25 protein-coding genes are annotated in these 24,952 nt (G+C 71.0%); 13 read left to right on the top strand and 12 right to left on the bottom strand.

Annotation, left to right across the window (positions count from 1 at the left end; translation table 11 throughout):
- Positions 1-5: 5 nt before the first annotated feature.
- The 7 genes from rimM to D466_RS0109300 all read right to left on the bottom strand — a co-directional run bounded on the left by rimM (position 6) and on the right by D466_RS0109300 (position 5,694).
- Complete coding sequence (gene rimM, locus D466_RS0109330; RefSeq protein ID WP_018913451.1) at positions 6-632, bottom strand: ribosome maturation factor RimM; 627 nt, start codon at positions 630-632, stop codon at positions 6-8.
- 48 nt (positions 633-680) lie between these two features.
- Positions 681-956 (bottom strand): 30S ribosomal protein S16, encoded by a 276-nt coding sequence (gene rpsP / locus D466_RS0109325; RefSeq protein ID WP_018913450.1) that lies wholly within the window; start codon positions 954-956, stop codon positions 681-683.
- Positions 957-1,152: 196 nt separating this feature from the next.
- Positions 1,153-1,686: a 2-amino-4-hydroxy-6-hydroxymethyldihydropteridine diphosphokinase gene (folK, locus tag D466_RS0109320; RefSeq protein ID WP_018913449.1), complete on the bottom strand. Its 534-nt coding sequence runs from the start codon at positions 1,684-1,686 to the stop codon at positions 1,153-1,155.
- Entirely contained in the window at positions 1,683-3,164 is a 1,482-nt protein-coding gene (gene pcnB, locus D466_RS0109315) for a polynucleotide adenylyltransferase PcnB (protein WP_018913448.1), read from the bottom strand. The genes folK and pcnB overlap by 4 nt, the downstream gene beginning before the upstream one ends.
- Positions 3,161-3,838 (bottom strand): HAD family phosphatase, encoded by a 678-nt coding sequence (locus D466_RS0109310; RefSeq protein ID WP_018913447.1) that lies wholly within the window; start codon positions 3,836-3,838, stop codon positions 3,161-3,163. The genes pcnB and D466_RS0109310 overlap by 4 nt, the downstream gene beginning before the upstream one ends.
- Before the next feature lie 12 nt (positions 3,839-3,850).
- Positions 3,851-4,624, bottom strand: a complete 774-nt coding sequence (gene hda / locus D466_RS21260; RefSeq protein WP_018913446.1) for a DnaA regulatory inactivator Hda — start codon at positions 4,622-4,624, stop codon at positions 3,851-3,853.
- A gap of 8 nt (positions 4,625-4,632) precedes the next feature.
- Positions 4,633-5,694, bottom strand: a complete 1,062-nt coding sequence (locus tag D466_RS0109300) for an AI-2E family transporter (protein WP_018913445.1) — start codon at positions 5,692-5,694, stop codon at positions 4,633-4,635.
- Between the two features lie 151 nt (positions 5,695-5,845).
- Here D466_RS0109300 and purM point away from each other — a divergent pair, with 151 nt between their 5' ends.
- Positions 5,846-6,898: a phosphoribosylformylglycinamidine cyclo-ligase gene (gene purM / locus D466_RS0109295; RefSeq protein WP_018913444.1), complete on the top strand. Its 1,053-nt coding sequence runs from the start codon at positions 5,846-5,848 to the stop codon at positions 6,896-6,898.
- Positions 6,899-6,917: 19 nt separating this feature from the next.
- Here purM and D466_RS21255 read toward each other — a convergent pair whose 3' ends face one another.
- Both D466_RS21255 and murJ read right to left on the bottom strand, forming a co-directional pair.
- Entirely contained in the window at positions 6,918-7,286 is a 369-nt protein-coding gene (locus D466_RS21255) for a TraR/DksA family transcriptional regulator (protein ID WP_018913443.1), read from the bottom strand.
- Between the two features lie 105 nt (positions 7,287-7,391).
- Positions 7,392-8,939: a murein biosynthesis integral membrane protein MurJ gene (gene murJ / locus D466_RS0109285; RefSeq protein ID WP_018913442.1), complete on the bottom strand. Its 1,548-nt coding sequence runs from the start codon at positions 8,937-8,939 to the stop codon at positions 7,392-7,394.
- A 123-nt stretch (positions 8,940-9,062) separates the two neighbouring features.
- Between murJ and rpsT the strand changes: the two genes are divergently transcribed.
- The 4 genes from rpsT (at position 9,063) to argF (ending at position 12,268) form a co-directional block, all read left to right on the top strand.
- Positions 9,063-9,359 carry a 30S ribosomal protein S20 gene (gene rpsT, locus D466_RS0109280; RefSeq protein ID WP_018913441.1) on the top strand — a complete coding sequence of 99 codons (297 nt, stop codon included), beginning with the start codon at positions 9,063-9,065 and terminating at the stop codon, positions 9,357-9,359.
- A gap of 490 nt (positions 9,360-9,849) precedes the next feature.
- A complete protein-coding gene (locus tag D466_RS24775) occupies positions 9,850-9,969 on the top strand; it encodes an EAL domain-containing protein (RefSeq protein ID WP_018913440.1) in 120 nt (39 codons plus the stop codon).
- A 166-nt stretch (positions 9,970-10,135) separates the two neighbouring features.
- Positions 10,136-11,314, top strand: coding sequence for an aspartate aminotransferase family protein (locus tag D466_RS0109270; RefSeq protein WP_018913439.1), 1,179 nt, complete (start codon positions 10,136-10,138; stop codon positions 11,312-11,314).
- 12 nt (positions 11,315-11,326) lie between these two features.
- Entirely contained in the window at positions 11,327-12,268 is a 942-nt protein-coding gene (gene argF / locus D466_RS0109265; protein ID WP_018913438.1) for an ornithine carbamoyltransferase, read from the top strand.
- 29 nt (positions 12,269-12,297) lie between these two features.
- Here the strand turns inward: argF and rsgA are convergent, their stop codons facing one another.
- Together rsgA and D466_RS0109255 are read right to left on the bottom strand one after the other, a co-directional pair.
- A complete protein-coding gene (gene rsgA / locus D466_RS0109260) occupies positions 12,298-13,236 on the bottom strand; it encodes a ribosome small subunit-dependent GTPase A (RefSeq protein WP_018913437.1) in 939 nt (312 codons plus the stop codon).
- Positions 13,237-13,244: 8 nt separating this feature from the next.
- Positions 13,245-14,531 (bottom strand): M48 family metallopeptidase, encoded by a 1,287-nt coding sequence (locus D466_RS0109255; RefSeq protein WP_018913436.1) that lies wholly within the window; start codon positions 14,529-14,531, stop codon positions 13,245-13,247.
- Positions 14,532-14,692: 161 nt separating this feature from the next.
- Here D466_RS0109255 and orn point away from each other — a divergent pair, with 161 nt between their 5' ends.
- A complete protein-coding gene (gene orn / locus D466_RS0109250) occupies positions 14,693-15,298 on the top strand; it encodes an oligoribonuclease (RefSeq protein WP_018913435.1) in 606 nt (201 codons plus the stop codon).
- Positions 15,299-15,365: 67 nt separating this feature from the next.
- Here the strand turns inward: orn and trxB are convergent, their stop codons facing one another.
- Positions 15,366-16,316 (bottom strand): thioredoxin-disulfide reductase, encoded by a 951-nt coding sequence (trxB, locus tag D466_RS0109245; RefSeq protein ID WP_018913434.1) that lies wholly within the window; start codon positions 16,314-16,316, stop codon positions 15,366-15,368.
- Positions 16,317-16,479: 163 nt separating this feature from the next.
- On the opposite strand from trxB, the gene D466_RS0109240 reads away from it, so the two are divergent.
- From D466_RS0109240 to D466_RS0109210, 7 genes are all read left to right on the top strand, one after another.
- Positions 16,480-17,151: a Crp/Fnr family transcriptional regulator gene (locus tag D466_RS0109240; RefSeq protein ID WP_026285080.1), complete on the top strand. Its 672-nt coding sequence runs from the start codon at positions 16,480-16,482 to the stop codon at positions 17,149-17,151.
- Positions 17,152-17,194: 43 nt separating this feature from the next.
- A complete protein-coding gene (locus D466_RS0109235; RefSeq protein WP_018913432.1) occupies positions 17,195-19,528 on the top strand; it encodes a DNA translocase FtsK 4TM domain-containing protein in 2,334 nt (777 codons plus the stop codon).
- A gap of 81 nt (positions 19,529-19,609) precedes the next feature.
- Complete coding sequence (gene lolA / locus D466_RS0109230) at positions 19,610-20,284, top strand: outer membrane lipoprotein chaperone LolA (RefSeq protein WP_018913431.1); 675 nt, start codon at positions 19,610-19,612, stop codon at positions 20,282-20,284.
- 19 nt (positions 20,285-20,303) lie between these two features.
- Positions 20,304-21,746 carry a replication-associated recombination protein A gene (locus D466_RS0109225; RefSeq protein ID WP_018913430.1) on the top strand — a complete coding sequence of 481 codons (1,443 nt, stop codon included), beginning with the start codon at positions 20,304-20,306 and terminating at the stop codon, positions 21,744-21,746.
- A 384-nt stretch (positions 21,747-22,130) separates the two neighbouring features.
- Positions 22,131-23,060 (top strand): branched-chain amino acid ABC transporter permease, encoded by a 930-nt coding sequence (locus D466_RS0109220; RefSeq protein ID WP_026285078.1) that lies wholly within the window; start codon positions 22,131-22,133, stop codon positions 23,058-23,060.
- Positions 23,061-23,073: 13 nt separating this feature from the next.
- Complete coding sequence (locus D466_RS0109215; RefSeq protein WP_018913428.1) at positions 23,074-24,231, top strand: ABC transporter ATP-binding protein; 1,158 nt, start codon at positions 23,074-23,076, stop codon at positions 24,229-24,231.
- Positions 24,228-24,952 (top strand): ABC transporter ATP-binding protein (locus tag D466_RS0109210; RefSeq protein ID WP_018913427.1); only part of this gene is annotated, 725 nt, incomplete at its 3' end. The genes D466_RS0109215 and D466_RS0109210, both read left to right, overlap by 4 nt.

Raw genomic sequence — 24,952 nt, 5'->3', positions numbered from 1 at the left:
GCGCTTCAGTCGTAGTCGGGTTGCCAGTCGGCGACGATGCGCCGCGCGTCCAGCTCGACCGAGACGATGTAGGCGCCGACGAAGGGAATCAACCGCTCAGCCGCCTGCGCGCCGTTCCCGGCCTCGGGGCGCCGGATGCGCAGCACCGATTGCGCGCCGCTGTCGAGCAGGCCGATCACGCGGCCCAGGGCCGCGCCCTCGCGGTTGCAGACCTCGCAGCCGATCAGGTCGACCCAGTAGAACTCGTCGCCCTCCGGGGGCGGGAAGTCCTCGCGGCGCAGATGGATGCTCCAGCCCTTGAGGGCCTCGGCCTGGTCGCGTCCGGGGATGCCCTCGAGCAGGGCCACCACGCTCTGGGCGTGGCGCCGGGCCAGGCGCCGCGGCAGTTCCAGGCGCCGCGACGCGCCGCGTGCGGCGGGACTTTGCAGCCACCAGGTGGGAGCCTTGAGCAGCGCGGCCGGATCGGCCGCGTCGGGCGCGACCTTGATCCAGCCGCGCGTGCCCCAGGCGTCGAGCACGTGGCCCACCTCGATCAGCCCTTCGGGCCAATGCACGGCGGCCGGCGTCTCGGCGGCCGGCGCGGTCGCCACGGGCGCGGCCGGCCGGGAAGTCTTGCGCGGGGCTGGGCTCATCGCGCCTTGCCCGGCCGCGGCCGGGCCGAACCGGGCATCAGGCGGGCATCAGGCCGCGGCGGCGGCCGGTTCCTGGGGCGTCTGCTTGGCCTGCTGCTTGACCAGGCGCTGCACGGTGTCGGACAGCTGGGCACCGACGCCGGCCCAGTACTGCAGGCGTTCCAGCGACAGGCGCAGGCCTTGCTCCTGGCCGCGGGCCACCGGGTTGTAGAAACCCAGGCGCTCGATGTAGCGGCCGTCGCGGCGGTTGCGCGAGTCGGTGGCGACGATGTGGTAGAAGGGGCGGCCCTTGGCGCCGGCGCGGGACAGACGAATGACGACCATGATCGGAATTCCTGCGATTGCTTCGAATCGGTTGCTGCGAGAAATCGGTAGCCCCGGTGGCCGGCTTCGGCCAGCTCGTTCGGGCAACCACAATCCACGGACTCTCGCGCCTGGCATGCAGGCGTGGGTCGCCGGGAAACATTTCATTATAGCCCCAAAAGGAGGCGATTCCGGCTTTCCGCCCGGCGGCGGGGGTTCAGGGACGCAGCGGGCCGATGCGCCGCAGCTGCTGGCCGCCGGCCCTCAGGCGTGCCAGCGCCTCGGCGATGGCCTCGCCGTCCGGCAGGCGCCACTGCGGGCGCAGCTCGGCCAGCGGGCCGAGCACGAAGGCGCGCTGGTGCATGCGGGGGTGCGGCAGGCCGAGCTCCGGGGTGTCCAGCCGGCGATCGCCGAAGCACAGCAGATCCAGGTCGAGGCTGCGGGGGGCGTTGCGCACGCCGTCCGGGCGCAGGCGCCCGTGGCGTTGCTCGATGCGCTGCAGCTGCCGCAGCAGTTCGTGGGGCTCGCAGGCGCAGCGCAATTGCGCGACCGCGTTGCAGAAGTCCGGGCCTTCGGCGTCGACCGGGGCGCTGCTCCACAGGCTCGAGCAGCCCAGCAGGGTGCAACCGGGGCAAGCGGCCAGCTCGCGCAGCGCGGCGCGCAGCGTGGCCTGGGCGTCGCCCAGGTTGGCGCCCAGGCCGACCAGGGCGATCTCGCCCGCACCCGCCGGCCGCGGGGCTTGCGCCGTCATGCGTGGTCCGGCCGCCCGTCGTGCGGCGCGGCATCGCGGTCGTCGCCATCTCCGCCGTCGCCATCTTCACGTGGCGCCGCGCCGTCCCCCGCCTCGCCCGCGGGCTTGCGCCGGCGGCGCCGGCGCTTTTTCGGGGCTTCCGCGGGAGACCCGCGGGCCGCCTGCTCCAGAAGCTCGGCGCGTCCGGCTTCGTCGGCGTCCTGGAAATCCTGCCACCATTGAGCCAGCTCGGGCGCCGCTTCGCCGGTGCGCGCGCGCAGCAGCAGGAAGTCGAAGCCGGCGCGGAAACGCGGATGCTCCAGCGCACCGTAGGCGTAGCGCGAACTGCGCCGCGCCAGGCGCGGCTGCAGCGCCCAGATCTCGCGCATGTCCACGCTGATGCGGCGCTGAATGGCCAGGCGTTCGGCCTGGGCCGCCAGCACCTCGTCGGCCGCCTGGTCCAGCGCCGCGATCAGCGGCACGCCCTCGACCTGCAGTTGCGCCCAGCGCTGTCCCACCTGGGGCCACAGCAGGCAGGCGAACAGGAAGGCCGGGCTGGCCGTCTTGCCGGCGGCGATGCGCGCGTCGGTGTCACCCAGGGCAGCCATCACGAAGGCCTCGCCGCGCGGCTGGCTCAGCGCCAGGTCGATCAGCGGCAGCAGCCCCTTGTGCAGTCCCAGGCGGCGCAGGTTGTCCAGCGAGGCCAGCGCATGGCCGGTCTGCAGCAGCTTGATGGTCTCGTCGAACAGCCGGGCCGAAGGCACGTTGCGCAGCAGTTCGGCCTGCGAGGCGATGGGGTGCAGCGTGCCCGGCGCGATCTCGAAGCCCAGCTTGGCGGCGAAGCGCGCCACGCGCAGCAGGCGCACCGGATCCTCGCGGTAGCGCCGCGAGGGCTCGCCGATCATGCGCAGGGTGCGCGCCTTGAGGTCGCGCAGGCCGTGGTGGTAGTCCACCACCAGGTCGCGCGAGGGGTCGTAGTACAGCGCATTGACGGTGAAGTCGCGCCGGGCCGCGTCCTCTTCCTGGCTGCCCCAGACGTTGTCGCGCAGCACGCGCCCGCTGGTGTCCACCGCGTGGTGGCGCCCGGCCAGCTTGCGGCCGTCGCGTTCGTCGCCGTCGACCGCCGCCGCCGGCTCGTCCGGATTGGAGCGGAAGGTGGACACCTCGATGACCTCGCGCCCGAACATCACGTGCACGATGCGGAAGCGCCGGCCGATGAGCAGGGCGCGGCGGAACAGCGGCTTGACCTGCTCCGGCGTGGCGTTGGTGGCCACGTCGAAGTCCTTGGGCTTGAGCCCCAGCAGCATGTCGCGCACCGCGCCGCCGACGATGTAGGCCTCGAAGCCGCCCTGCTGCAGCGAGCGCACCACGGTGAGCGCGGAGTTGGGCAGGCGCGAGGGGTCGATGCCCAGGCTGGCGCCCGGCGTCTCCATGCGTCTGCCCTGCGTGCCGGCGGACTTCTTGGGGGAAAACAGGCGGTCGATGAGTTTGCGGATCATGGGAAAAGGCTCAGGACGGGCCAGCCGCGTTGCGTGGCCAGCTCGGACAGCAGCGGGTCGGGATGCACCGCTACGGGGTGGCTGACGTGCTCGAGCAGCGGCCGGTCGTTGATCGAATCCGAGTAGAACCACGATTGGTCGATGTCGCCCCACTGCAGCGACTGCTGGCGCAGCCACTCGGTGGTGCGTTGCACCTTGCCTTCGCGGAAGGAGGGCACGCCCACCCAGCCGCCGGTGTAGCGGCCCAGCGCATCGCGCTCGGTGCGTACCGCGATCAGGTGCTGCACGCCGAAGGCGCGGGCGATCGGCCCGGTGACGAAATCGTTGGTCGCGGTGACGATGGCGCACAGGTCGCCCTGGGCCTGGTGCCTGCGCACCAGGTCCAGCGCCGCCGGGCGCAGCTGCGGAAGCACGATCTCGCGCATGAATTCCGCGTGGGCCCCTTCGAGTTCCGCCGGCGAGCGTCCGACCAGCGGCGCCAGCGAGAATCGCAGGTAGGCCTCCAGGTCCAGCGTGCCCGCGCGGTATTCGGCGTAGAAGCGGTCGTTGGCCTCGCAGTGCTGCTCGCCGTCCACCCAGCCCAGGCGCACGCAGAATTCGCCCCAGGCATGGTCCGAGTCGAAGGGCAGCAGGGTGTTGTCGAGATCGAACAGGGCCAGGTTGCGGTGCGGCATGCGCGCGAGGTATCAGGGTTGGGCCGGGCAGGGCCGCGGCAGGGCCCCGGAATCGGCGGCCGTCTCGTTCAGCATCGACTTGAGCAGCGGAATGCTGGCGGCACGGCCGTGGCGCAGCGCGTAGGTGTCGAGCCGGCGCAGCAGCTCCACCAGCGAGGCCATGTCCCGGGCGTGATGATCGAGAATATAGCGGCTCAGCTCGTCGCGCAGCTGCAGGCCGTGTGCCGCGGCGATGCGAGCCAGCACTCTTTGCTTGGCGGCGTCGTCCAGCGGCTGCAGGCGCAGGCCCAGGCCCCAGGCCATGCGGGTGCGCAGGTCCTCGCGCAGCGCCAGTTCCGCCGGCGCCCGGTCGCCCGCGGCGAGGAAGCCGCAGCCGAGCTGGCGGGCGGCGTTGTACAGGCCGAACAGCCAGTCCTGCTGCCAGTCGTTGAAGTCCTGCACATCGTCCACCGCCAGCAGCGCCAGGCGGCTCGCCTGCGCCACCTGGTCCAGCGAGGGCCAGTGCGAAGGCGGGATGTGCGGCCCCAGAAGCCAGGCCGCATGGCCCTGCCCCTGTACCGCCGCGCAGGCCGCGCGCAGCAGGTGGGTCTTGCCGCTGGCCGCGCCGCCCCACAGGTACAGCGCGCGGCCGGCCGCGGCCGCGGCCTCGCCCGCCAGCAGCGCGCGCAGGGCCTGCAGCGCCATGGCGTTGGCGCCGGGCTCGAAATTGTCCAGCGTGGGCTCGTCGATCCACTGCAGTTCCAGCAGCAGTTGGCGCGCCGGGGAAAGCGAGGCGGAAGGGCTCACCGCGGGGGTCAGGGCAGGTACAGGGCGCTGCCGCGGTACCAGTGCACCAGGTGCCGGGCCACCACCAGCATCAAGGCTCCCGCCGGCAGTGCCAGCAGCACGCCGAGGAAGCCGAACAGGTCGCCGAAGGCCAGCAGCAGGAAAATGACGAACAGCGGATGCAGGCCGATGCGCCGGCCGAGCAGGCGCGGCGTCAGGTAGGAACTCTCCAGCACCTGGCCCAGGCCGTAGACCACGGCCACCGCGCCCAGCGCATACAGGCTCTGGAACTGCAGTGCGCCGGCCAGCAAGGCCAGCAGCAGCCCGATGCCGAAGCCGATGAAGGGCACGGCCACCGCCAGCCCGGTGAACACGCCGATGGGCACCGCGAGCTGGAAGCCGGCCAGGCTCAGGCCCACGGCATAGAAGGCGGCCAGCAGCAGCATCACCGTGATCTGGCCGCGCAGGTAGCGTCCCAGCACCTCGTCGCATTCGTCGAGCAGCCCGCCCAGGCGCTCCCGGTGGCGCGGCGGCACGAGCCCTGTCGCGCGCTGCATGAGTTCGCGCCAGTCCAGCAGCAGGTACAGCGTGAGCACGGGCACCAGCACGGCGTTGCCCAGCACGCTCAGCAGCGTGCTGCCCCCGGTGCGGGCCGAGCTCAGCACCTGCATCGCCCAGCGCTGCGGGTCGCCCGAGATGCTGCGGCTCAGCGCCGTGCCCAGCGTGGCGAGGTCGAAATGGCTCTGCAGGCCCATGCGCGCGGCCACGGCGCCCAGCCAGTCGGTGAGCTTGCTCAGCAGCCCGGGCACCTGGCGCTGCAACTGCGGCAGCGTGGTGTCCAGCACCGACACGATCAGGCTGCCCAGGGCGACCAGCGCCACGGCCAGCAGCACCAGCGCCACGCTGGCGCCGAGCAGCCGGGGGATATGCCAGCGAGCCATGCGCTCGACCGCCGGGTGCAGCGCGTAGGCCACGGTGAGGGCCAGCAGGAAGGGCATCAGCACCGCGCCGAGCAGCCAGCCGGTGCCCAGCAGGGCCGCGAGCAGCAGCAGCCAGGCGATGCGGATACGGACGGATGGGGAAATGGGCACGGACGGCGGCGGGGGGAGCGCGGGTGGCGAGGAAAGCGCAGGTGGCGAGGAAAGCGGGCGCATCGGCGGCGTGGCGCGCACCCTACAATGCCAGGCTATTTTAGGCGTCACGGCCCGCCGGGCCTGCAGGCGCGGCCAAGACCACCCCGACATGTCCTCCCACAACGAATCCTCCCGCACCGGCCTGAGCTATCGCGACGCCGGGGTCGACATCGATGCCGGCGACGCGCTGGTCGATGCCATCAAGCCCTTGGCGGCTCGCACCATGCGCGAAGGCGTGCTGGCCGGCATCGGCGGCTTCGGCGCGCTGTTCGAGGTGCCGCGGCGCTACCGCGAGCCGGTGCTGGTGTCCGGCACCGACGGCGTGGGCACCAAGCTGCGCCTGGCCTTCGCCTGGCAGCGCCATGACAGCGTGGGCATCGACCTCGTGGCCATGAGCGTCAACGACGTGCTGGTGCAGGGAGCGGAGCCTCTGTTCTTCCTCGACTATTTCGCCTGCGGCAAGCTGGAGGTGGGGGTCGCCGCGCGCGTGGTCGGCGGCATCGCCCGCGGCTGCGAGATCGCCGGCTGCGCGCTGATCGGCGGCGAGACCGCCGAGATGCCCGGCATGTACCCGGACGGCGAATACGACCTGGCGGGCTTTTGCGTGGGGGCCGCCGAGAAGTCGCGCCTGATCTCGGGCCGCAGCACCCGCGCCGGCGACGTGGTGCTGGGCCTGGCCTCCAGCGGCGTGCACTCCAACGGCTACTCGCTGGTGCGCAAGATCATCGAGCGCGCCGGTCCGAGCCTGCCCGAGCGCCTGGACGGCATGGATTTCCGCGACGCCGTGATGATGCCCACGCGCATCTACTGCCGCCCGGTGCTGGCGCTGCTGGCCGACACCGAGGTGCGCGCCATGGCCCACATCACCGGCGGCGGACTGCTGGAGAACATTCCCCGGGTGCTTCCCGAGGACCTGCAATGCGTGCTCGACCCGGGTTCGTGGCGCCGTCCCGAGGTGTTCGACTGGCTGCAGCGCGAGGGCGGCATCGACGAGCAGGAAATGCTGCGCACTTTCAATTGCGGCATCGGCTACGTGCTGGTGCTGGCGCCCGAACTCGCCGACGCCGCGCAACAGGCGCTGCAGGCCGCAGGCGAGACCTGCACGCGCATCGGCCACATCGCCGTGCGCCCCGAAGGGCAGGCAGCGGTGGTGGCGCGCTGAGCCGGGCTTCGGGCCGGGCTCAGCTCCCGGCGTGGCTGCGTTCGAAGCGCTGCTGGCAGTCGGCGCAGCGCAGCGCGGCGGGCTGCGCGAGCAGGCGCTGCGCGTCGATGGCCTCACCGCAGTCGGGGCATCGCCCGTAGCTGCCGTCGCGCAGGCGCTCCAGCGCGGCGTCGATGGCCTGGATCTCCCCGGCGTCGCGCAGGCTTTGCGCCAGGTCCACCGCCTCCATCTCGAAATCCACGCCGCGGTCGCTTTCGCCGCGGTGGCTGGGCAGGCTGAGCAGGCCGTCCTCGTCGCGGGTCTCGCGCCGCAATTCCTCGACCACGGCGGCGCGCCGCTCGCGAAGTGCGCCTTCGATGCTTTGCAGGTCTTCAGGACTGAGCGACATGGTGTTCTCCGCCGACGGCGATGACCGTCCTGAGGCGCATTGTGGCCGCTGCGCGTCCCGCGGGCCTTGATCCGCGGCAAGCGCGGTGCCGGGCTTCGGCCCGCCTCACTCCGCGTGGCGGAAGTGTCCGGGACGCAGGCCCAGCAGCGCCAGGGTCGCGAAATACGCGATGGCCGCCGCCGCGAGCAGCCCGAAGGCGGCGCCCAGGCGCAGCAGGTGGGCGTGGGGCCCGGGCCAGTCCAGCCAGGGCAGGCGGGCGGCGCCCCAGCCGAGCACCAGTCCCAGCGGAAGCTGCGCCAGCAGCACCCGGGAGCCGAAGCCGGCCCAGCCGGCTTGGGCGCGGTAGCTGCCGCGGCGCCACAGGCCGTGCAGCAGCAGCCCGGCGTTGAGCAGCGCCCCGCAGGAAATGGCCAGCGCCAGCCCCGCGTGCGCCAGGCGGGGCACGAACACGATGTTGAGCAACTGGGTGCACACCAGCACGACCAGGGCCATTTTCACCGGGGTGCGGATGTCGCGCCGGGCGTAGAAGCCCGGTGCCAGGATCTTCACGCCGATCAGCCCGAGCAGGCCGAGGCCGTAGGCGCGCAGCGCGCGCGTGGTCTGCTCCACGTCGGCGGCGTTGAAATGTCCGTACTGGAACAGGATGGCCACCAGCGGCGTGGCGAACACCCCCAGCGCGATCGCCGCCGGCAGCGCCAGCAGCAGCGCCAGGCGCAACCCCCAGTCCAGCAGCGAGCTGTAGCGCAGGGTATCGCCGGCCGCGTGCGCGCGCGACAGGCTGGGCAGCAGCACCGAGCCCAGGGCCACGCCCAGCAGCGCGGTGGGAAATTCCATCAGGCGGTCGGCATAGGCCAGCCACGACACGCTGCCCGGGCGCAGGTGCGAGGCGATCTGGGTGTTGATGACCAGCGACACCTGCGCCACCGACACCGACAGGCTGGCCGGAAGCATCTGCTGGACCACGCGGCGCACCCCGGGCGAGCGCCAGGCCGCCCGGAAGTTCAGGTGCAGGCGCGGCAGCACCGCATAGCGCCGCAGCGCCGGCACCTGCACGGCCAGTTGCACGACGCCCCCGACCATCACCCCCAGCGCCAGCGCGTACACCGGCGGGTGCATGACGCCGTGCAGCAGCACGGCGGCGGCGATCACGCTCAGGTTGAGCAGCGCCGGCGTCAGTGACGAGACCGTGAAGTGCTTCCAGGTGTTGAGGATCCCGGCCGACAGCGCCACCAGCGAAATGATGCCGGCGTAGGGGAACATCAGCCGGGTCATCCAGGCGGCGGCGTCGAAGGCGGCCGGGTGCAGCCCGGAGGCGGTGAGCAGCACCAGCAGGGGCGCGGCGATCACGCCGACCACGCTGACCGCGGCCAGGATCCAGGCCAGCGCCGTGGCCACGTCGTCGATCAGCCGGCGGTTGGCTTCCGCGCTGTCGTTCTCGCGCGACGCCGCCAGGATGGGAATGAAAGCCTGCGAGAAGGCGCCTTCCGCGAACAGCCGGCGCAACAGGTTGGGCAGCCGGAAGGCGACGTTGAAGGCGTCGGTCCACGCGGTGGCGCCGAAGTAGCGTGCGATCAGCACCTCGCGCGCCAGGCCCGTGATGCGCGACACCAGGGTCATCAGCGAGACGGTGTAGGCGGCGCGCAGCAGGTTCACGGGGACGGATTATAGGGGCGAAGTCCGGCCTTTCCCGCGGCTTGGCGGCGGCCGGCCTTGGCGCAAGGGGCGCTTGACGCTATACTTGACACTTTTCCCGGAATTTTTTCGAGGACCATTTCCATGGCGACATCCGCGCAAGCGAAAAAGAAGAGCGCCCGCACGCCCTCCGGGCGCAAGCGCGCGCGTCAGGACATCAAGCTCAATGCCGCGAACTCGGCGATGCGTTCGCGCTTTCGCACCGCGGTCAAGTCGGTGCGCAAGGCCATCGCCGCCGGCGACAAGGAGCGTGCCGCGGAAGCCTTCAAGGCGGCCGTGCCGGTGCTGGACTCCATCGCCCGCAAGGGCCTGTTCCACCCCAACAAGGCCGCTCGCGACAAGAGCCGCCTGAACGCCGCGCTGAAGTCGATGGGGGCCTGAGGCCTTTCCATGCACGGCAGCCCGCCTCGCGCGGGCCAGGTACCGGGAAGCCCGCCTCGCGCGGGCTTTTTGCTGCGCGTCGCTTCCTTGGCGGTCCGAGCGCCGCGGGCACCTCCATCGTGCTGGAGAGGGGACATGCCGGGCAGCAGGATGTGGGCCGAGGGGCTGAACGCCACCGTGCTCGGCAGCTGGCACGACGAGGCGCATGCCTTCGATGCCGCGGCGGGCCCCGATTGGCAGGGCCTGCGGGGCGACTGCCTGCTGTGGCAGACCCTCGGGCGCCATGAGAGCCCCAGGGCCGGGCTGCGCCCAGCCCGCCCCCCGAGGGGGTCAAGAAAACTTGGGGCGGCCCGGCGTTTTCTTGAGAGGATCATGCCCGCACGGGCGATGGCGCGGAGCGCTGGATCGAGGCCTCGGCCATGCTGCGCCGCGATGCCGCAGGCGAGCCGGTGGGTATCTGGGAAGTGGTGCGCGACATCACCGAGCGCAAGTGCGCTGGAGCCGCGACGACGGCAGCCTGGTGCCGCCTTCGAGTTTCGTGGCGGTGGCCGAGGGCTGCGGCCTGATCGGCGAGCTCACCGCGTGGGTGCGCGAGCGCCGCTTCCTATAATCGACGCTTGCGCGCGAGTTCGCGGGCGGCAGCAAGGCGGCGTGCCCGGAGCGGGCGAGCCGCGGCGCCGCTGCCGCGATGCGCGTTCCCTGCAACGCAGGCCAGCGCAGGCCGGTGCCCGCCCGCCGCCGGCCCCTGCCCATGGCCCATCATCGAGGAACAGCCCATGCCCGGCCACCTGATGCAGAACTATTCCCGCCAGCCGCTGGCGCTCAGCCACGGCGAGGGCGTCTGGGTGTGGGATACGCAGGGCCGGCGCTACCTGGACGGACTCAGCGGCATCGCGGTCAACACCGTCGGGCACGCGCACCCGCGCCTGGTGGCCGCCCTGCGCGACCAGGTGGGCAAGCTGATCCACTGCTCCAACGTCTACGAGATCGAGTTGCAGGACCAGCTGGCAGACCGCCTGTGCGCGCTGTCCGGCGCCGATGCGGCGTTTTTCTGCAATTCCGGCCTCGAGGCCAACGAGGCGGCGATCAAGCTGGCGCGCCTTTGGGGCCATCGCCGCGGCCATGCGTTGCCGCAGATCCTGGTGTTCGAAGGCGCCTTCCACGGCCGTTCGCTGGCCACCTTGTCGGCCACCGGCAATCCCAAGGTGCAAAAGGGTTTCGAACCGCTGGTCGAAGGCTTCGTGCGCGTCGAACTCAACGACGAGGCGGCGGTGGAAGCCGCCGCGCGCGACAACCCGGGCTTAAGCGCGGTGTTCATCGAGGCCATCCAGGGCGAAGGGGGCATCCGTCCCGCGCAGCTGGAATTCCTGCGCTTCCTGCGCCGCATCTGCGACCGCCACGGCTGGCTGCTGATGATCGACGAAGTGCAGTGCGGCATGGGCCGCACCGGCAAGTGGCTGGCCCACCAGTGGGCCGAGCTGCGGCCCGACGTGGTGGCGATGGCCAAGGGACTGGCCTCGGGCGTGCCCATCGGAGCGCTGCTGGGCTACGGCGAGGCGGCACGCGTATTCGGCCCCGGCCAGCATGGCAGCACCTTCGGCGGCAACCCGCTGGCCTGCCGCGCCGCGCTGGAAACCCTGTCCATCATCGAGGACGAGGGCCTGCTGGACAGCGCCGCCCGCGTGGGCGGCTGGATGATGGCGCAGCTGCGCGAGCGCCTGGGAGGCCTGCCGGGGGTGCGCGATGTGCGCGGCAGCGGCCTGATGATCGGCATCGAGCTCGACCGTGCCTGCGGCGAACTCGTGGCGCAGGCGCGCGAGGCCGGGTTGCTGATCAATGTCACGCACGACACCGTGATCCGGTTGCTGCCGGCGCTGGTGCTGCGGCGCGAGGAGGCCGAGCAGCTGCTGGCGCTGCTGGTGCCGCTGGTGCAGCGTTTCGTCGCCGCCGCCTGAGGAGCCCACGCGATGAGCCGTCAAGCGCCCCGCCATTACCTGCAGTTCAGCGACCTCGACCGCGAGGAATACGCCTACCTGTTCCGCCGCAGTTCGCTGATCAAGGCCCGTTTCAAGCGCTACGAGATGCACCAGCCGCTGGTGGACCGCACGCTGGCGATGATTTTCGAGAAGCACTCCACGCGCACCCGGCTGAGTTTCGAGGCCGGCATGCACCAGCTCGGCGGCGCCGCCATCTACATCAACACCCGGGACAGCCAGCTCGGGCGCGGCGAGCCCATCGAGGATGCCGCGCAGGTGTTCTCGCGCATGGTCGACCTGGTGATGATCCGCACCTACGGCCACGACATCGTCGAGCGCTTCGCGGCCCATTCGCGCGTGCCGGTGATCAACGGCCTGACCAACGAATTCCACCCCTGCCAGGTGCTGGCCGACGTATTCACCTACATCGAGCACCGCGGGGACATCGCCGGCAAGGTCGTGGCCTGGGTGGGAGACGCCAACAACATGCTCTACACCTGGCTGCAGGCCGCGGCCATCCTGGGCTTCCGCGTGCACTTCAGCGGCCCCGCCGGCTACGGCGTGGACCTGCAGCGCGCCGGCTACCCGGTGACCGAGGCCGAACGCGCCTGCCTGGGCTGTTTCGACGATCCCCTTCAGGCCTGCGAGGGCGCCCACCTGGTGACCACCGACGTGTGGACCAGCATGGGCTACGAGGCCGAGAACGCGCAGCGCATGCGGGCTTTCCAGGGCTTCATGGTCGACACCCGCATGATGGCGCGCGCCGACCCCCAGGCCCTGTTCATGCATTGCCTGCCCGCGCATCGCGGCGAGGAAGTGCAGGGCGAGGTCATCGACGGCCCGCAAAGCGTGGTGTGGGACGAAGCCGAGAACCGGCTGCACGTGCAGAAGGCGCTGATGGAGTTCATGCTCCTGGGCCAGCTGCCCGACTGAGGCAGGGCCGCGCCCTGGCGCGCGGCCTCTCAGTGCCGCGGCGCCAGCAGTTCTTCCAGCACCCGCAGATACAGCGCGTAGCGCTCGGGGTCGATGCCGCCCGCCTGCACGGCTTCCCGCACCACGCAGCCGGGTTCCTGGCGGTGGGTGCAGTTCTGGAACCGGCACTGCCCGAGGCGGGCCGCCAGTTCCGGCAGCGCGTGCTGCAACTGGGTGACGCTCAGGTGATGCAGGCCGAAGGCCTGGAAGCCGGGGGAATCCAGCAGCGCGCTGCCTTCGGGCATCCCCGGTAGTTTCCACAGCCGCGTGCTGGTCGTCGTGTGTCGCCCGGCGTTGAGCGCCTCGCTCAAGGCCTGGGTCTGCGCCTGCAGGCCCGGCACCAGCGCGTTGGCCAGCGTGGACTTGCCCACGCCGGAGGCGCCGATCAGCATGCAGGTACGCGAGGCCAGCCAGGGGCGCAACCGCTCCAGCGCCTGCTGCGGCTGCTGGCGCGCCGACAGCTCCAGCAGCGCCTGCCCGCAGGACTCCAGCGGGCGCAGGCGCTGGCGCAGCGCGGCGCCGCTGGGCAGTTCGCATTTGTTCAGCAGCACGAGGGTCTCGATGCCCTCGGCGCGCGCCGCGATCAGCGCGCGTCCCACCAGGTCCAGGTTGGGCGACGGCTCCGGTGCGGTGACCACCAGCAACAGGTCCAGGTTGGCCGCGAACACCTTGCTGCGCCACGCGTCCTCGCGCCACAGCACGTTGCGCCTGGGAAGAACCTGCAGGATCAGCGCCGGGTCGCCGGGCTGCAGCAGCACCTCGTCTCCGCAGACCACATCGCTGCGCTTGCCGCGCGCCACGCAGGGGAACGCCGGTCCGGCGCCGCTGTCGGCCAGGTAGTTGCGCCCGAAGGCGCCGACGATGCGCGCACGCACGCCCTGCGCGGACGCCGGGGCCGCGGTCGAGCGCTGGATCGGCGGGGGCCGCACGCGCGCGCTCAGGCGGTCGCGGGCGCTGCCGCGGGCAGGCCCAGGCGGGCCAGGCGCTGCAGCGCCGGCGGGTGGCTGTAGTAGAAGCGCACGAACCAGGGGTCCGGCGTGAGCGTGGAGGCGTTGTCGCGGTACATGCGCAGCAGCGCGCTGCCCAGCGCGCGTGCGTCGCTGTGCTCGGCCGCGTAGGCGTCGGCCTCGAACTCGTGCCGGCGCGACCAGCCGGAGCCCAGCGGCGTCAGGAACACCCCGAACACCGGCAGCGCCAGGCTGAACAGGATCAGCGCCGCGGCGGCGTTGCTGCCCAGCAGGTCGGGCTCAAAACCCAGCCCGGAGTAGAACCAGCTGCGCGAGGCCAGCCACCCCAGCAGCGCGAAGCCGCCCAGGCTCATCGCCAGGGTCAGCAGCAGGCGCTGCTGGATGTGGCGCCGCTTGTAGTGGCCGACCTCGTGCGCCAGCACGGCCTCGATCTGCTGCGCGTCGAGCTGGCCCAGCAGGGTGTCGAACAGCACCACGCGGCGGGCCGAGCCGATGCCGGTGAAATAGGCGTTGGCATGCGCGCTGCGGCGCGAGCCGTCCATCACGTACAGGCCCTGCAGCGCGAAGCCGCAGCGCTGCATCAGCGCCTGCGCGCGGGTCTTCACTTCGCCGTCCGGCAGGGGCTCGAAGCGGTTGAACCAGGGCGCGATCCAGGTGGGGAAGATCACCATCATCGCCAGGCTGAAGCCGGCGAAACCGGCCCAGGCCCACAGCCACCACAGCGGGCCGAGGCGCATCAGCCACAGCACCAGCAGCGCCAGCGGCGCCATCAGCGCCGCGCCGAGCAGCAGGCCCTTGAGCTGGTCCGCCGCGAACAGCGCGGGGGTGCTGCGGTTGAAGCCGAAGCGCGACTCCAGCCCGAAGGTGCGCCAGATGTCCCAGGGTAGATCGAGCAGGGCGCCGAGCAGCCCGAATTCGGCCAGCAGCAGCAACTGCGCGCCCACGCCGCCGCCGAACCATGCCGCGTTCAGTCCCGCCAGCAGCTGCAGCCCGCCCAGCAGGGTCCAGGCCAGCACCACCGCGGCGGAGAACAGCGCATGCCACAGATCCTGGCGCTGGCGCGCGCTGGTGTAGTCGGCCGCCTTGCGGTGGGCCTCCACCCCGATGACTCCGGCGAAGGCCTGGGGTACGTGCTCGCGATGCAGCCGCACATGGCGGATCTGGCGCAGGCCCAGCCACAGGCGCAGCGCCGTGGCCAGCAGCAAGGCGGCGGCGAAACCCGCGCTGCACAGCAGGGACAGGTGCAAGGCGTTCATGAATGCATGCGGGCGGCGGGGCGCGGTGCGGGGAAAGGGCTCATGCGAGAATGCGGATCCAAGGCGCCGCGCGGGCTCGCGCGGTGCGCCCATTATCCCATCCGCGTGGTGCCGACGCGCGGCCGCGGCTCGCGGCACGGTCGGCCCCGCGCCCCGCGCGCATGAGCACCCTCCTGAACTCCTCCGATCTGCCTTTGCACGAATCCAACCTCCTGTGGGTCGACATGGAGATGACCGGCCTGGATCCGCTGAACGACCGCATCATCGAGGTCGCATTGGTGGTCACCGATGCCCAGGTCACGCGCCGGGTCGAGGGCCCGGTGGTGGCGGTGCACCAGCCGGCCGAGGTGATGGCCGCGATGGACGCGTGGAACCAGGGCACCCATGGGCGCTCCGGGCTGACCGCGCGGGTCGCCGCCAGCACCGTGGACGAGGCCCGGGCGGAACAGGCGATGATCGAATTCGCGTCCCGCTACGTACCGGCGGGCAAGAGCCCCATGTGCGGCAACAGCATCTGCCAGGACCGGCGCTTCATGGCGCGCTGCATGCCCCGGCTGGAAGCCTTTTTCCACTACCGCAACCTGGACGTCAGCACCCTCAAGGAACTGGCCCGGCGCTGGCGCCCGGAAGTGGCGGCATCGTTCAAGAAGCGCCAGGAGCACACCGCGCTGGCCGACATCCACGAGTCCATCGACGAGCTGCTGCACTACCGCGCGAACTGGCTCGACGCGGCGCCGCCCGCGCCCGAAGCTGCCGGGGCGCCGTAGCTGGCGTCGCGGCCGACCGCGGCCCCTCGGGAGGCAGCGAGCGCAGCGAGCGTGGGGGCTGATGTCCTCAAGCCTCGTTTTCGAGGTAGCGCTGCGCGTCCAGCGCGGCCATGCAGCCGGTGCCGGCGCTGGTGATGGCCTGGCGGTAGACGTGGTCCTGCACGTCGCCGGCCGCGAACACGCCGGGCACGCTGGTGGCGGTGGCCATGCCCTCCAGGCCGCTGCGGGTGACGATGTAGCCGTCCTTCATCGCCAGCTGGCCCTCGAAGATGGCGGTATTCGGCTGGTGCCCGATGGCGACGAAACAGCCCGACAGCGCGAGCTCGCTGGTCTGGCCGCTGCGGTTGTCCCGCAGGCGCACGCCGGTGACCCCGCTGGCGTCGCCCAGCACCTCGTCCAGCTCGCTCCACAGGCGCAGCTCGGCCTTGCCCTCGGCCACGCGCTGCATCAGGCGGTCGATCAGGATGGGCTCGGCGCGGAAGCGGTCGCGCCGGTGGATCACCGTGACCTTGCGCGCGATGCCGGTCAGGTACAGCGCCTCCTCCACCGCGGTGTTGCCGCCGCCCACCACGCAGACGTCCTGATCGCGGTAGAAAAAGCCGTCGCAGGTGGCGCAGCCCGAGACCCCGCGCCCCATGAAGGCCTGCTCGCTGGGCAGCCCCAGGTACTTGGCCGAGGCACCCGTGGCGATGATCAGCGCGTCGCAGGTGTAGGTGGCGCTGTCGCCCTGCAGCACGAAGGGGCGGGATTTCAGATCCACCGTATGGATGTGGTCGAACACGATTTCGGTGTCGAAGCGCCGCGCATGCGCCTCGAAGCGGGCCATCAGGTCGGGGCCCTGCACCCCGTCCACGTCGGCGGGCCAGTTGTCGACCTCGGTGGTCGTCATCAGCTGGCCACCCTGCGCCATGCCGGTGACCAGCAGGGGCTTGAGGTTGGCGCGCGCGGCGTACACCGCGGCCGAATAGCCGGCCGGGCCGGAGCCGAGGATGAGGACTTTGGCGTGTCGGGTGCTCATGAAAATCCCGTGAATGGTTGATGGAAACGCCGGGGCGGAGGGGGCGTGCCGGGCGCGCTCCCGGGAATCCGGAATTCTAGGGCGCGGCCCCGGCGCGCGCCGGGGCGTTCGGGCGGCCCCGCGCTGGGTTAGCATGCGCAAGGGCCACAGCGGCGGACACGACATGGTTGCGATCTCGAATATCGATCTGGTGCGGCGCGTGCCGATGTTCTCGGTGCTCACCGAGGCGCAAGCCTGGACGCTGTCGCAGTCCATCGTGAAAAAGCGCTACAAGCGCGGCGAATGCCTGGTCGAACAGGGCGGGCGCTCGAACGCGCTGTTCATCATCCTGGCCGGACGGGCGCGGGTGATCAGCGTGGATTCGCGCGGGCGCGAGGTCATCCTGGCGGTGCTGCATCCCGGCGACCACGTCGGCGAGATGAGCCTGATCGACGGCCAGCCCCATTCCGCCTCGGTCATCGCCGAGGTGCAGACCGACGTGCTGATGCTCGGGCGCGTGGCCTTCCTGCAGAGCCTGCCCGAGAACACCAGCATGAGTTTCTCGATCATGCGCGGGCTGGTGCACCGCCTGCGCGGCGCCGATCGCAAGATCGAGTCGCTGGCCCTGCTGGATGTCTACGGGCGGGTTGCGCGCGCGCTGCTGGAAATGAGCGAGCCCGACGGCGCCGAACGCATCGTGCGCAACAAGCCCTCGCGCCAGGACCTGGCCAAGATGGTCGGCGCGTCGCGCGAGATGGTCAGCCGCGTGATGAAGGATTTCGAACAACAGTCGCTGGTGCTCGACCGCGACGACGGCTCGCTGGTGGTGCGCGATCGCATCGCCAACATGACCTGAGCCGCGCGGGCGAGCACCGGCCGCGTACTACTCCGTTGCAACCTTGAGTCGTTTTTCCCTGCCCTGGATCGGTCCGCGCAACGAGCCGCGCCGTCCCGCCGCGCGCAAGAGCCGCCTGCTCGCCGAACTCCGCCTGGCCAGCGGCGCCATCGCCTGGCTGCTGCTGCTGCTGGCCTTGCTCAGCTACCACCGCGACGACCCCTCCTGGTCGACCTCCGGCACCGCCGCCCATGCCACCGCGAACCTGGTGGGCGCGGCCGGCGCCTGGGTCGCCGACATCCTGTACTTCCTGCTCGGCTTCTCGGCCCTGTGGATCCTGCCCATGGGCCTGTACGCGCTGCTGCGGGCCTGGCGCCACGCCCACCCGGCCGCGCTGGAGCCCGCCGAAGAGGCCGAAGCCGCGCCTTGGTGGCGCCGCCTGGGTTTCGCGGCCGGGCTCGCGCTGCTCCCGCTGTCCAGCGCGGCGCTGGAAGCCACGCGCCTGTGGCACCTGGGCGCGCTGCTGCCGGGCCAGGCCGGCGGGGTGGTCGGCTCCTGGCTGGGTGTTGCCCTGCAGCATCTGCTGGGATTCACCGGCAGCGCCATCGTGCTGCTGGCCATGTTCCTGTTGTCGCTGTCCTGGTTCGCCCGCTTCAGCTGGGTGGACGCCGCGGAGCGCACCGGCGCGGGCATCGAATGGGCCTGGACCCGCCTGCGTGCGCGCCGCGCGCTGCGCCAGGACCGCGAGGCCGGCCAGCAGGCGCTGCGCGAGCGCGAGGCCGACGTGCAGGACCAGGCGGCGCGCGAGGCCGAGGAGGTGTTCGCCCCCGTGTTCATCGAGCCGGCGGTGGTGCAGGTGGCGCAGTCGCCGCGGGTGCAGCGCGAACGCCAGAAGCCGCTGTTCCAGGAAATGCCCAACTCGGCCCTGCCCACGCTGGATCTGCTGGATCAGGCGCAGGCCGCGCGCGACGCGGTGTCGGCCGAGACCCTGGAGTTCACCTCCCGCCTGATCGAGAAGAAGCTCAAGGACTTCGGCGTGTCGGTGCGCGTGGTCGCGGCGCTGCCCGGCCCGGTGATCACCCGCTACGAGGTCGAGCCCGAGCCCGGCGTGAAGGGCTCCCAGGTGGTGACGCTGTCGCGCGACCTGGCGCGCGCGCTGTCGCTGGTGAGCATCCGCGTGGTGGAGACCATCCCCGGCAAGAACACCATGGCGCTGGAACTGCCCAACGCCAAGCGCCAGACCATCGGGCTGGGCGAGATCCTGGGCTCGCAGGTCTACAACGACGCGCAGTCCATGCTCACCATGGGCCTGGGCAAGGACATCGTGGGCAAGCCGGTGGTCGCCGACCTGGCGCGCATGCCGCACCTGTTGGTGGCGGGCACGACCGGCTCGGGCAAGTCGGTGGGCATCAACGCGATGATCCTCAGCCTGCTGTACAAGGCCGAGGCGCGCCAGGTGCGCCTGATCATGATCGACCCGAAGATGCTCGAGCTGAGCGTCTACGAGGGCATCCCTCACCTGCTGGCTCCGGTGGTCACCGACATGAAGCAGGCGGCGCACGCGCTGAACTGGTGCGTGGGCGAGATGGACCGGCGCTACAAGGTCATGAGCAAGCTGGGCGTGCGCAACCTGGCCAGCTACAACGCGCGCATCGCCGAGGCGGCGCAGCGCGGCGAGCACGTGCCCAACCCGCTGTCGCTGACCCCGGAGAGCCCGGAGCCGCTGCAGCACATGCCCTTCATCGTGGTGGTCATCGACGAACTGGCCGACCTGATGATGGTGGTGGGCAAGAAGATCGAGGAACTCATCGCGCGCCTGGCGCAGAAGGCGCGCGCCGCGGGCATCCACCTGATCCTGGCCACGCAGCGCCCCAGCGTGGACGTGATCACCGGGCTGATCAAGGCCAACATTCCCACGCGCATCGCCTTTCAGGTGTCGAGCAAGGTCGACTCGCGCACCATTCTCGACCAGATGGGCGCGGAAAGCCTGCTGGGCATGGGCGACATGCTGTACCTGCCGCCCGGCTCCGGCGCGCCGCAGCGCGTGCACGGCGCCTTCGTCTCCGACTCCGAGGTGCACCGCGTGGTCGAGCAGCTCAAGACCCAGGGCGAGCCCGACTACGTGCCCGGCCTGCTCGAGCCCGAGCTCGGTGCCGACGGCGAGGCCGGCGGATTCGAGGGCGGCGGCGACGCCGAGAGCGACCCGCTGTACGACCAGGCGGTGCAGATCGTGCTGCAGAACCGCAAGGCCTCGATCTCGCTGGTGCAGCGCCATCTGCGCATCGGCTACAACCGCTCGGCGCGCCTGCTGGACCAGATGGAGAAGGCCGGCCTGGTCTCGCCGCTGTCGAGCAACGGCAACCGCGACATCCTGGTGCCGGCGCGCGGCGAGCCCTGAGTCCCGGGCCCCGCGCGGGGCGCGCCGCCGCGACCGGCTTCCTGGTTCCAAGACATTTTCCCATCTCCGAGGCACCCGCCGATGTCCCGCATCCCCGCATTCCTTCCCGCCCGCCGGCGCCTGCTGGCGGGCCTGGCCCTGTTCGGCGCGGCCCTGCCGCTGGCCGCCTCCGCGGCGCCGCCCGACGGACTGGCGCTGCTGCAGCAGTGGCTGCGCGACACCCACGGCGCGCAGGCCGACTTCACGCAAAGCGTGGCCACCGCCAACGGCGGCACGCCGCAAGTGTCCTCCGGCAGCTTCTCCTTCGAGCGCCCGGGACGCTTCCGCTGGGTGTACCTCAAGCCCTACCGGCAGGACATCGTCAGCGACGGCAGCACCATCTGGACCTACGACCACGACCTGGACCAGGTGACCGTCAGCAGCCAGTCCCAGGCCCTGGGCGGCACGCCGGCGGCCTTGCTGGCCGGCGCCGACGTGCAGCGGGTGTTCCGGCTGCAGGCGCTGCCCGCGCAGGGCGGGCTGCAATGGGTGCAGGCCACGCCGCGCAGTGCCGACGGTTCCTTTGTCTGGGTGCGCCTGGGCCTGCGCGAGGGCGCGCGGGGGCCGCAGCTGGAGCAGATGGTGCTGCGCGATGCCTTCCGCCGCACCTCGACCATCCGCTTCAGTGCGCAGCGGGACAACCCGAGCTTTCCCGCCGGGACCTTCGAATTCACCCCGCCGCCCGGGGCCGCGGTGATCCGCCCCGGCGGCGCCTGAAGCCTCGCGCGCTCCGCCCATGGTCCGCAGCGCCGACCTGTTCGATCCCGACCCGAGCGAGCCCGCGAGGCCGCAAGGCCCGGGCCCGGCCGACGCGGGTGCCGAGGCGCCGCTGGCCGAGCGCCTGCGCCCGCGCGGCATCGACGAGGTGATCGGGCAGACCCACCTGCTGGCCCCCGGCAGGCCGCTGCGCCTGGCCTTCGACACCAGGCGCCTGCATTCGATGATCCTGTGGGGCCCGCCCGGGGTGGGCAAGACCACGCTGGCCCGGCTCATCGCGCAGCGCTTCGGCGCCCATTTCATCGCCATTTCCGCGGTGCTCGCCGGGGTCAAGGAAATCCGCGAGGCGGTGGTGCAGGCGCAGGCGGCGCGCGCCGGGGGCCAGCCCACGCTGGTGTTCGTCGACGAGGTGCACCGCTTCAACAAGAGCCAGCAGGACGCCTTCCTGCCGCACGTCGAATCGGGCCTGTTCACCTTCATCGGCGCGACCACCGAGAACCCCTCCTTCGAGGTCAACAGCGCGCTGCTGTCGCGTGCCACCGTGTACGTGCTGCAGCCGCTGCAGCCCCCCGAGCTCGAGTTGCTCGCGCGCCGCGGCCTGCAGGCCAGCGGCGTTGCGGACATCGAGCCCGACGCGCTGCGCCTGCTGGCCGAGCACGCCGACGGCGACGGCCGGCGCCTGCTCAACGCGGTCGAGGCGGTGGCCGCCACGGCGCGCGCCGCGGGCAGCGCCAGCGTGGACATGGCGCTGCTGCAATCGGCGCTGGCCGAGACCCTGAGGCGCTACGACAAGGGCGGCGATCAGTTCTACGACGTCATCTCGGCCTTGCACAAATCGGTGCGCGGCAGCGATCCCGACGCCTCGCTGTACTGGTTCACGCGCATGGTCGACGGCGGCGTGGACGCGGCCTACATCGGCCGGCGCCTGATCCGCATGGCCAGCGAGGACATCGGGCTGGCCGATCCGCGCGCGCTGTCGCTGAGCCTGGACGCGATGGCCGCCTACGAGCGCCTGGGCAGCCCCGAGGGCGAACTGGCGCTGGCGCAGGCCGTGCTGTACCTGGCGCTGGCGCCGAAGTCCAACGCCGCCTACGTGGCCGCCGGCGAGGCGCGCGAACTGGTGCGCCGGCACGGCAGCGCGCCGGTGCCCATGCACCTGCGCAATGCACCGACGCGCCTGATGCGCGAAATTGGTGCGGGCGCGGCGTACCGCTATGCCCACGACGAACCGGGCGCCTTCGCCGCCGGCGAGCGCTACTTCCCGCAGAGCATGCCGGAAGCGCGCCTGTACCGCCCCACGCCCCGCGGTCTGGAGGCGCGCCTGGGCGAGCGCCTGGCCGAGTTGCGGCGCCTGAACCGCCAGGCCCGCGCGGGCCTGCCCGGCGCGGCCGCCGGGGAGGACGCGAGCGGCGATGCGGCCGGCGATCGGGCCGACGATCCGGGCGGCGGTCCCAGCGATTGAGCGCCGCGGGCTCGCGCCGCCGCGCCGTGCGCACTCGCATTGTGCGTCGCAGCATTCAGGCATGCATCTTGCTGCTGCTTCCGCAGGCGCGCGCAAGCGAGCACAGCTCGGGAACATCGCGCAACAAGTTTTGCCCCCGGCCTGTGGGGGAGGCGGGTTAATCCCCGTGGTTATCATTACCGGTTAAACCTACAAAGTCGGCAAGATCACGGGTGCGCCTGTGTGGTCTGCCACCAGGAGACTCATCGGCATGCCGGAGTCCTGTCCGAGCCCACCAGGCACGGGCGGAGCCCCGGCGGGGGAAGCGCGGAATCACCTTCCGCGAGACCCCGAGGTCGCATGGGTAGCCGCATCGCGTGCACCGTACCCACAAGGACTTTCGGGATGCAAACACTTATTCAACAGTTGGTGAACGGCCTGGTGCTGGGCAGCATGTATGCCCTAGTCGCCCTGGGCTACACGATGGTCTACGGGATCGTCAACCTGATCAACTTCGCCCATGGCGACGTGATGATGGTGGGGGCGCTGACGTCGTACAGCATGTTCCGGTTCCTGCACGCGGTGACGCCGGGGATGCCCTGGCCGCTGGTGCTGGCGATCGCGCTGGTGGCGGCGATGGCGGTGTGCGGGACGCTGAACTTTTTCATCGAGCGCCTGGCGTACCGGCGGCTGCGCAACGCGCCCAAGCTGGCGCCGCTGGTGACGGCCATCGGCATGTCGATCCTGCTGGAGACGCTGGCGATGGTGGTGTGGGGGCGCGACTACAAGGTGTTCCCGGAGATGTTCCCGAACCGCGTGATCAACATGGACGGGGTGGTGATCACGCAGGTGCAGATTGCCATTCTGGTGGTCACGGTGGTGCTGCTGGTGGGGCTGACGGTGCTGATCAACCACACCAAGCTGGGGCGCGCGATGCGGGCGACGGCGGAGAACCCGCGGGTGGCCTCGCTGATGGGGGTGAACCCGAACCTGGTGATTTCGGCGGCCTTCGTGATCGGCGCGGTGCTGGCGGCGATCGCGGGGGTGATGTGGTACGCGAACTTCTCGACGGCGAACTTCTACATGGGCTTCACGCCGGGGCTGAAGGCCTTCACGGCGGCGGTGCTGGGAGGCATCGGCAACATGGGCGGGGCGATGGTGGGGGGGGTTCTGCTGGGGGTGATCGAGGTGCTGGGGGCGGGCTACATCGGCACCTTCACGCACGGGATGTTCGGCAGCAACTACCAGGACATCTTCGCGTTCATCGTGCTGATCCTGGTGCTCACGCTGCGCCCGCAGGGGCTGCTGGGCGAGCGCGTGGCCGATCGCGCCTGAGCGGGAGACGAGCATGCAATCGACCAATACGAGTAACACCAAGTTCCTGGGCTTCCTCATTGCCGCGGGCGTCATGCTGGTGATGCCGCTGGGGCTGCAGAGCTTCGGAGACGCGTGGGTGCGCATCGCGGCGTTTTCGATGCTGTACGTGATGCTGGCGCTGGGGCTGAACATCGTGGTGGGTCTGGCGGGGCTGCTGGACCTGGGCTACATCGCCTTCTACGCGGTGGGGGCGTACATGTTCGCGCTGCTGTCGTCGACGCAGCTGACGGACAACTTCGACACGCTGGGGAGGTTGTGGCCGCACGGCTTCAACGTGTCGATCTGGCTGGTGATTCCGCTGGGGGCGGGGCTGGCGGCGCTGTTCGGCATTTTGCTGGGCACGCCGGTGCTCAAGCTGCGGGGGGACTACCTGGCCATCGTGACCCTGGGCTTCGGGGAGATCATCCGCATATTCATGAACAACCTGAACGCGCCGGTGGACATCACCAACGGGCCGCAGGGGATCTCGGGGATCCACGGGGTGAGCATGTTCGGGTGGCACCTGAACCAGAGCATCCACATCGGCAGCTACACGATCAACTCGGTGACCGAGTACTACTGGCTGTTCCTGGCGCTGGCGGCGATCACGGTGTTCATCTGCTACCGGCTGCAGGACTCGCGCATCGGGCGGGCGTGGATGGCCATGCGCGAGGACGAGATCGCGGCCAAGGCGATGGGGGTGAACACGCGCAACATGAAGCTGCTGGCCTTCTCGATGGGGGCGACCTTCGGGGGCGTGGCGGGGGTGATGTTCGCGGCCTTCCAGGGTTTCGTGTCGCCGGAGTCGTTCTCGCTGATGGAATCGGTGAACGTGCTGGCGATGGTGGTGATCGGGGGCATGGGCAACATTCCGGGGGTGATCCTGGGGGCGATCCTGCTGTCGGTGCTGCCGGAGGCGCTGCGCTATACGGGCTTCATCTCGGACTGGCAGCAGGCGGCGTTCAACCATGTGTACATCGACAGCGGGATCCTGCGCCAGCTGATCTACTCGCTGGCGATGATCCTGATCATGCTGGTGCGTCCGAAGGGGCTGTGGCCCGCGCCCGAGCACGGCAAGTCGGTGGCCTCGCTGGGCATCGGCAACGGCGCGCGCAAATCGGCCGCGGTGGCGGGGGAGGTGCAATCATGAGCGCGCAACTCGACGTGATCGAGGAGCAGCCGCCGGCGGCTGGCGGTGGCGTGCCGACGCTGAAGGTCTCGGGCGCTTCCAAGCGCTTCGGCGGCCTGCAGGCGCTGTCGGAGGTGGGCCTGGAGATCCACCGGGGCCAGATCTACGGCCTGATCGGCCCCAACGGGGCGGGCAAGACCACCTTTTTCAACGTGATCACCGGCATGTACAAGCCCGACGGGGGCGAGTTCCTGCTGGAAGGGCGCGCCTACAAGCCCGAGGCGGTGCACCAGGTGGCGCACGAGGGCATCGCGCGCACCTTCCAGAACATCCGCCTGTTCCCGGACATGACGGCGCTGGAGAACGTGATGGTGGGGCGCCACACGCGCACGAAGAGCGCGGTGCTGGGGGCGGTGCTGCGCACGCCGCGCTTTCGCCAGGAGGAGCGCGCCATCCGCGAGCGCGCCTACGAGTTGCTGCAGTACGTGGGCATCGAGCAGTACGCCGACTACCGCGCGCGCACGCTGTCCTACGGCGACCAGCGGCGTCTGGAGATCGCGCGCGCGCTGGCCACCGAGCCCAAGCTGCTGGCGCTGGACGAGCCGGCCGCCGGCATGAACGCCACCGAGAAGCTGCAGTTGCGCGAGTTGCTGGTGACCATTCGCCAGGACGGGCGCACGATCCTGCTGATCGAGCACGACGTCAAGCTGGTCATGGGGCTGTGCGATCGCGTCACGGTGCT

This window comes from Thiomonas sp. FB-6 (assembly GCF_000377645.1).
Taxonomy (GTDB): Bacteria; Pseudomonadota; Gammaproteobacteria; order Burkholderiales; family Burkholderiaceae_C; genus Thiomonas_A.
The sequence above is the reverse complement of the archived record's forward strand: the minus strand, read 5'-3'. Positions and strand labels throughout refer to the sequence as shown.

Bases quoted from the DNA above. Each gene is read 5' to 3' on its own strand.
- argF (WP_018913438.1), top strand. From the start codon at position 11,327: ATGAGCCGTCAAGCGCCCCGCCATTACCTGCAGTTCAGCGACCTCGAC.
- D466_RS0109270 (WP_018913439.1), top strand. From the start codon at position 10,136: ATGCCCGGCCACCTGATGCAGAACTATTCCCGCCAGCCGCTGGCGCTC.
- orn (WP_018913435.1), top strand. From the start codon at position 14,693: ATGAGCACCCTCCTGAACTCCTCCGATCTGCCTTTGCACGAATCCAAC.
- D466_RS21255 (WP_018913443.1), bottom strand. From the start codon at position 7,286: ATGTCGCTCAGTCCTGAAGACCTGCAAAGCATCGAAGGCGCACTTCGC.
- lolA (WP_018913431.1), top strand. From the start codon at position 19,610: ATGTCCCGCATCCCCGCATTCCTTCCCGCCCGCCGGCGCCTGCTGGCG.
- D466_RS0109220 (WP_026285078.1), top strand. From the start codon at position 22,131: ATGCAAACACTTATTCAACAGTTGGTGAACGGCCTGGTGCTGGGCAGC.
- rpsT (WP_018913441.1), top strand. From the start codon at position 9,063: ATGGCGACATCCGCGCAAGCGAAAAAGAAGAGCGCCCGCACGCCCTCC.
- D466_RS0109225 (WP_018913430.1), top strand. From the start codon at position 20,304: ATGGTCCGCAGCGCCGACCTGTTCGATCCCGACCCGAGCGAGCCCGCG.
- pcnB (WP_018913448.1), bottom strand. From the start codon at position 3,164: ATGATCCGCAAACTCATCGACCGCCTGTTTTCCCCCAAGAAGTCCGCC.
- rpsP (WP_018913450.1), bottom strand. From the start codon at position 956: ATGGTCGTCATTCGTCTGTCCCGCGCCGGCGCCAAGGGCCGCCCCTTC.
- purM (WP_018913444.1), top strand. From the start codon at position 5,846: ATGTCCTCCCACAACGAATCCTCCCGCACCGGCCTGAGCTATCGCGAC.
- D466_RS0109310 (WP_018913447.1), bottom strand. From the start codon at position 3,838: ATGCCGCACCGCAACCTGGCCCTGTTCGATCTCGACAACACCCTGCTG.
- D466_RS0109240 (WP_026285080.1), top strand. From the start codon at position 16,480: ATGGTTGCGATCTCGAATATCGATCTGGTGCGGCGCGTGCCGATGTTC.
- folK (WP_018913449.1), bottom strand. From the start codon at position 1,686: ATGACGGCGCAAGCCCCGCGGCCGGCGGGTGCGGGCGAGATCGCCCTG.
- trxB (WP_018913434.1), bottom strand. From the start codon at position 16,316: ATGAGCACCCGACACGCCAAAGTCCTCATCCTCGGCTCCGGCCCGGCC.
- rimM (WP_018913451.1), bottom strand. From the start codon at position 632: ATGAGCCCAGCCCCGCGCAAGACTTCCCGGCCGGCCGCGCCCGTGGCG.
- D466_RS0109215 (WP_018913428.1), top strand. From the start codon at position 23,074: ATGCAATCGACCAATACGAGTAACACCAAGTTCCTGGGCTTCCTCATT.
- D466_RS0109255 (WP_018913436.1), bottom strand. From the start codon at position 14,531: ATGAACGCCTTGCACCTGTCCCTGCTGTGCAGCGCGGGTTTCGCCGCC.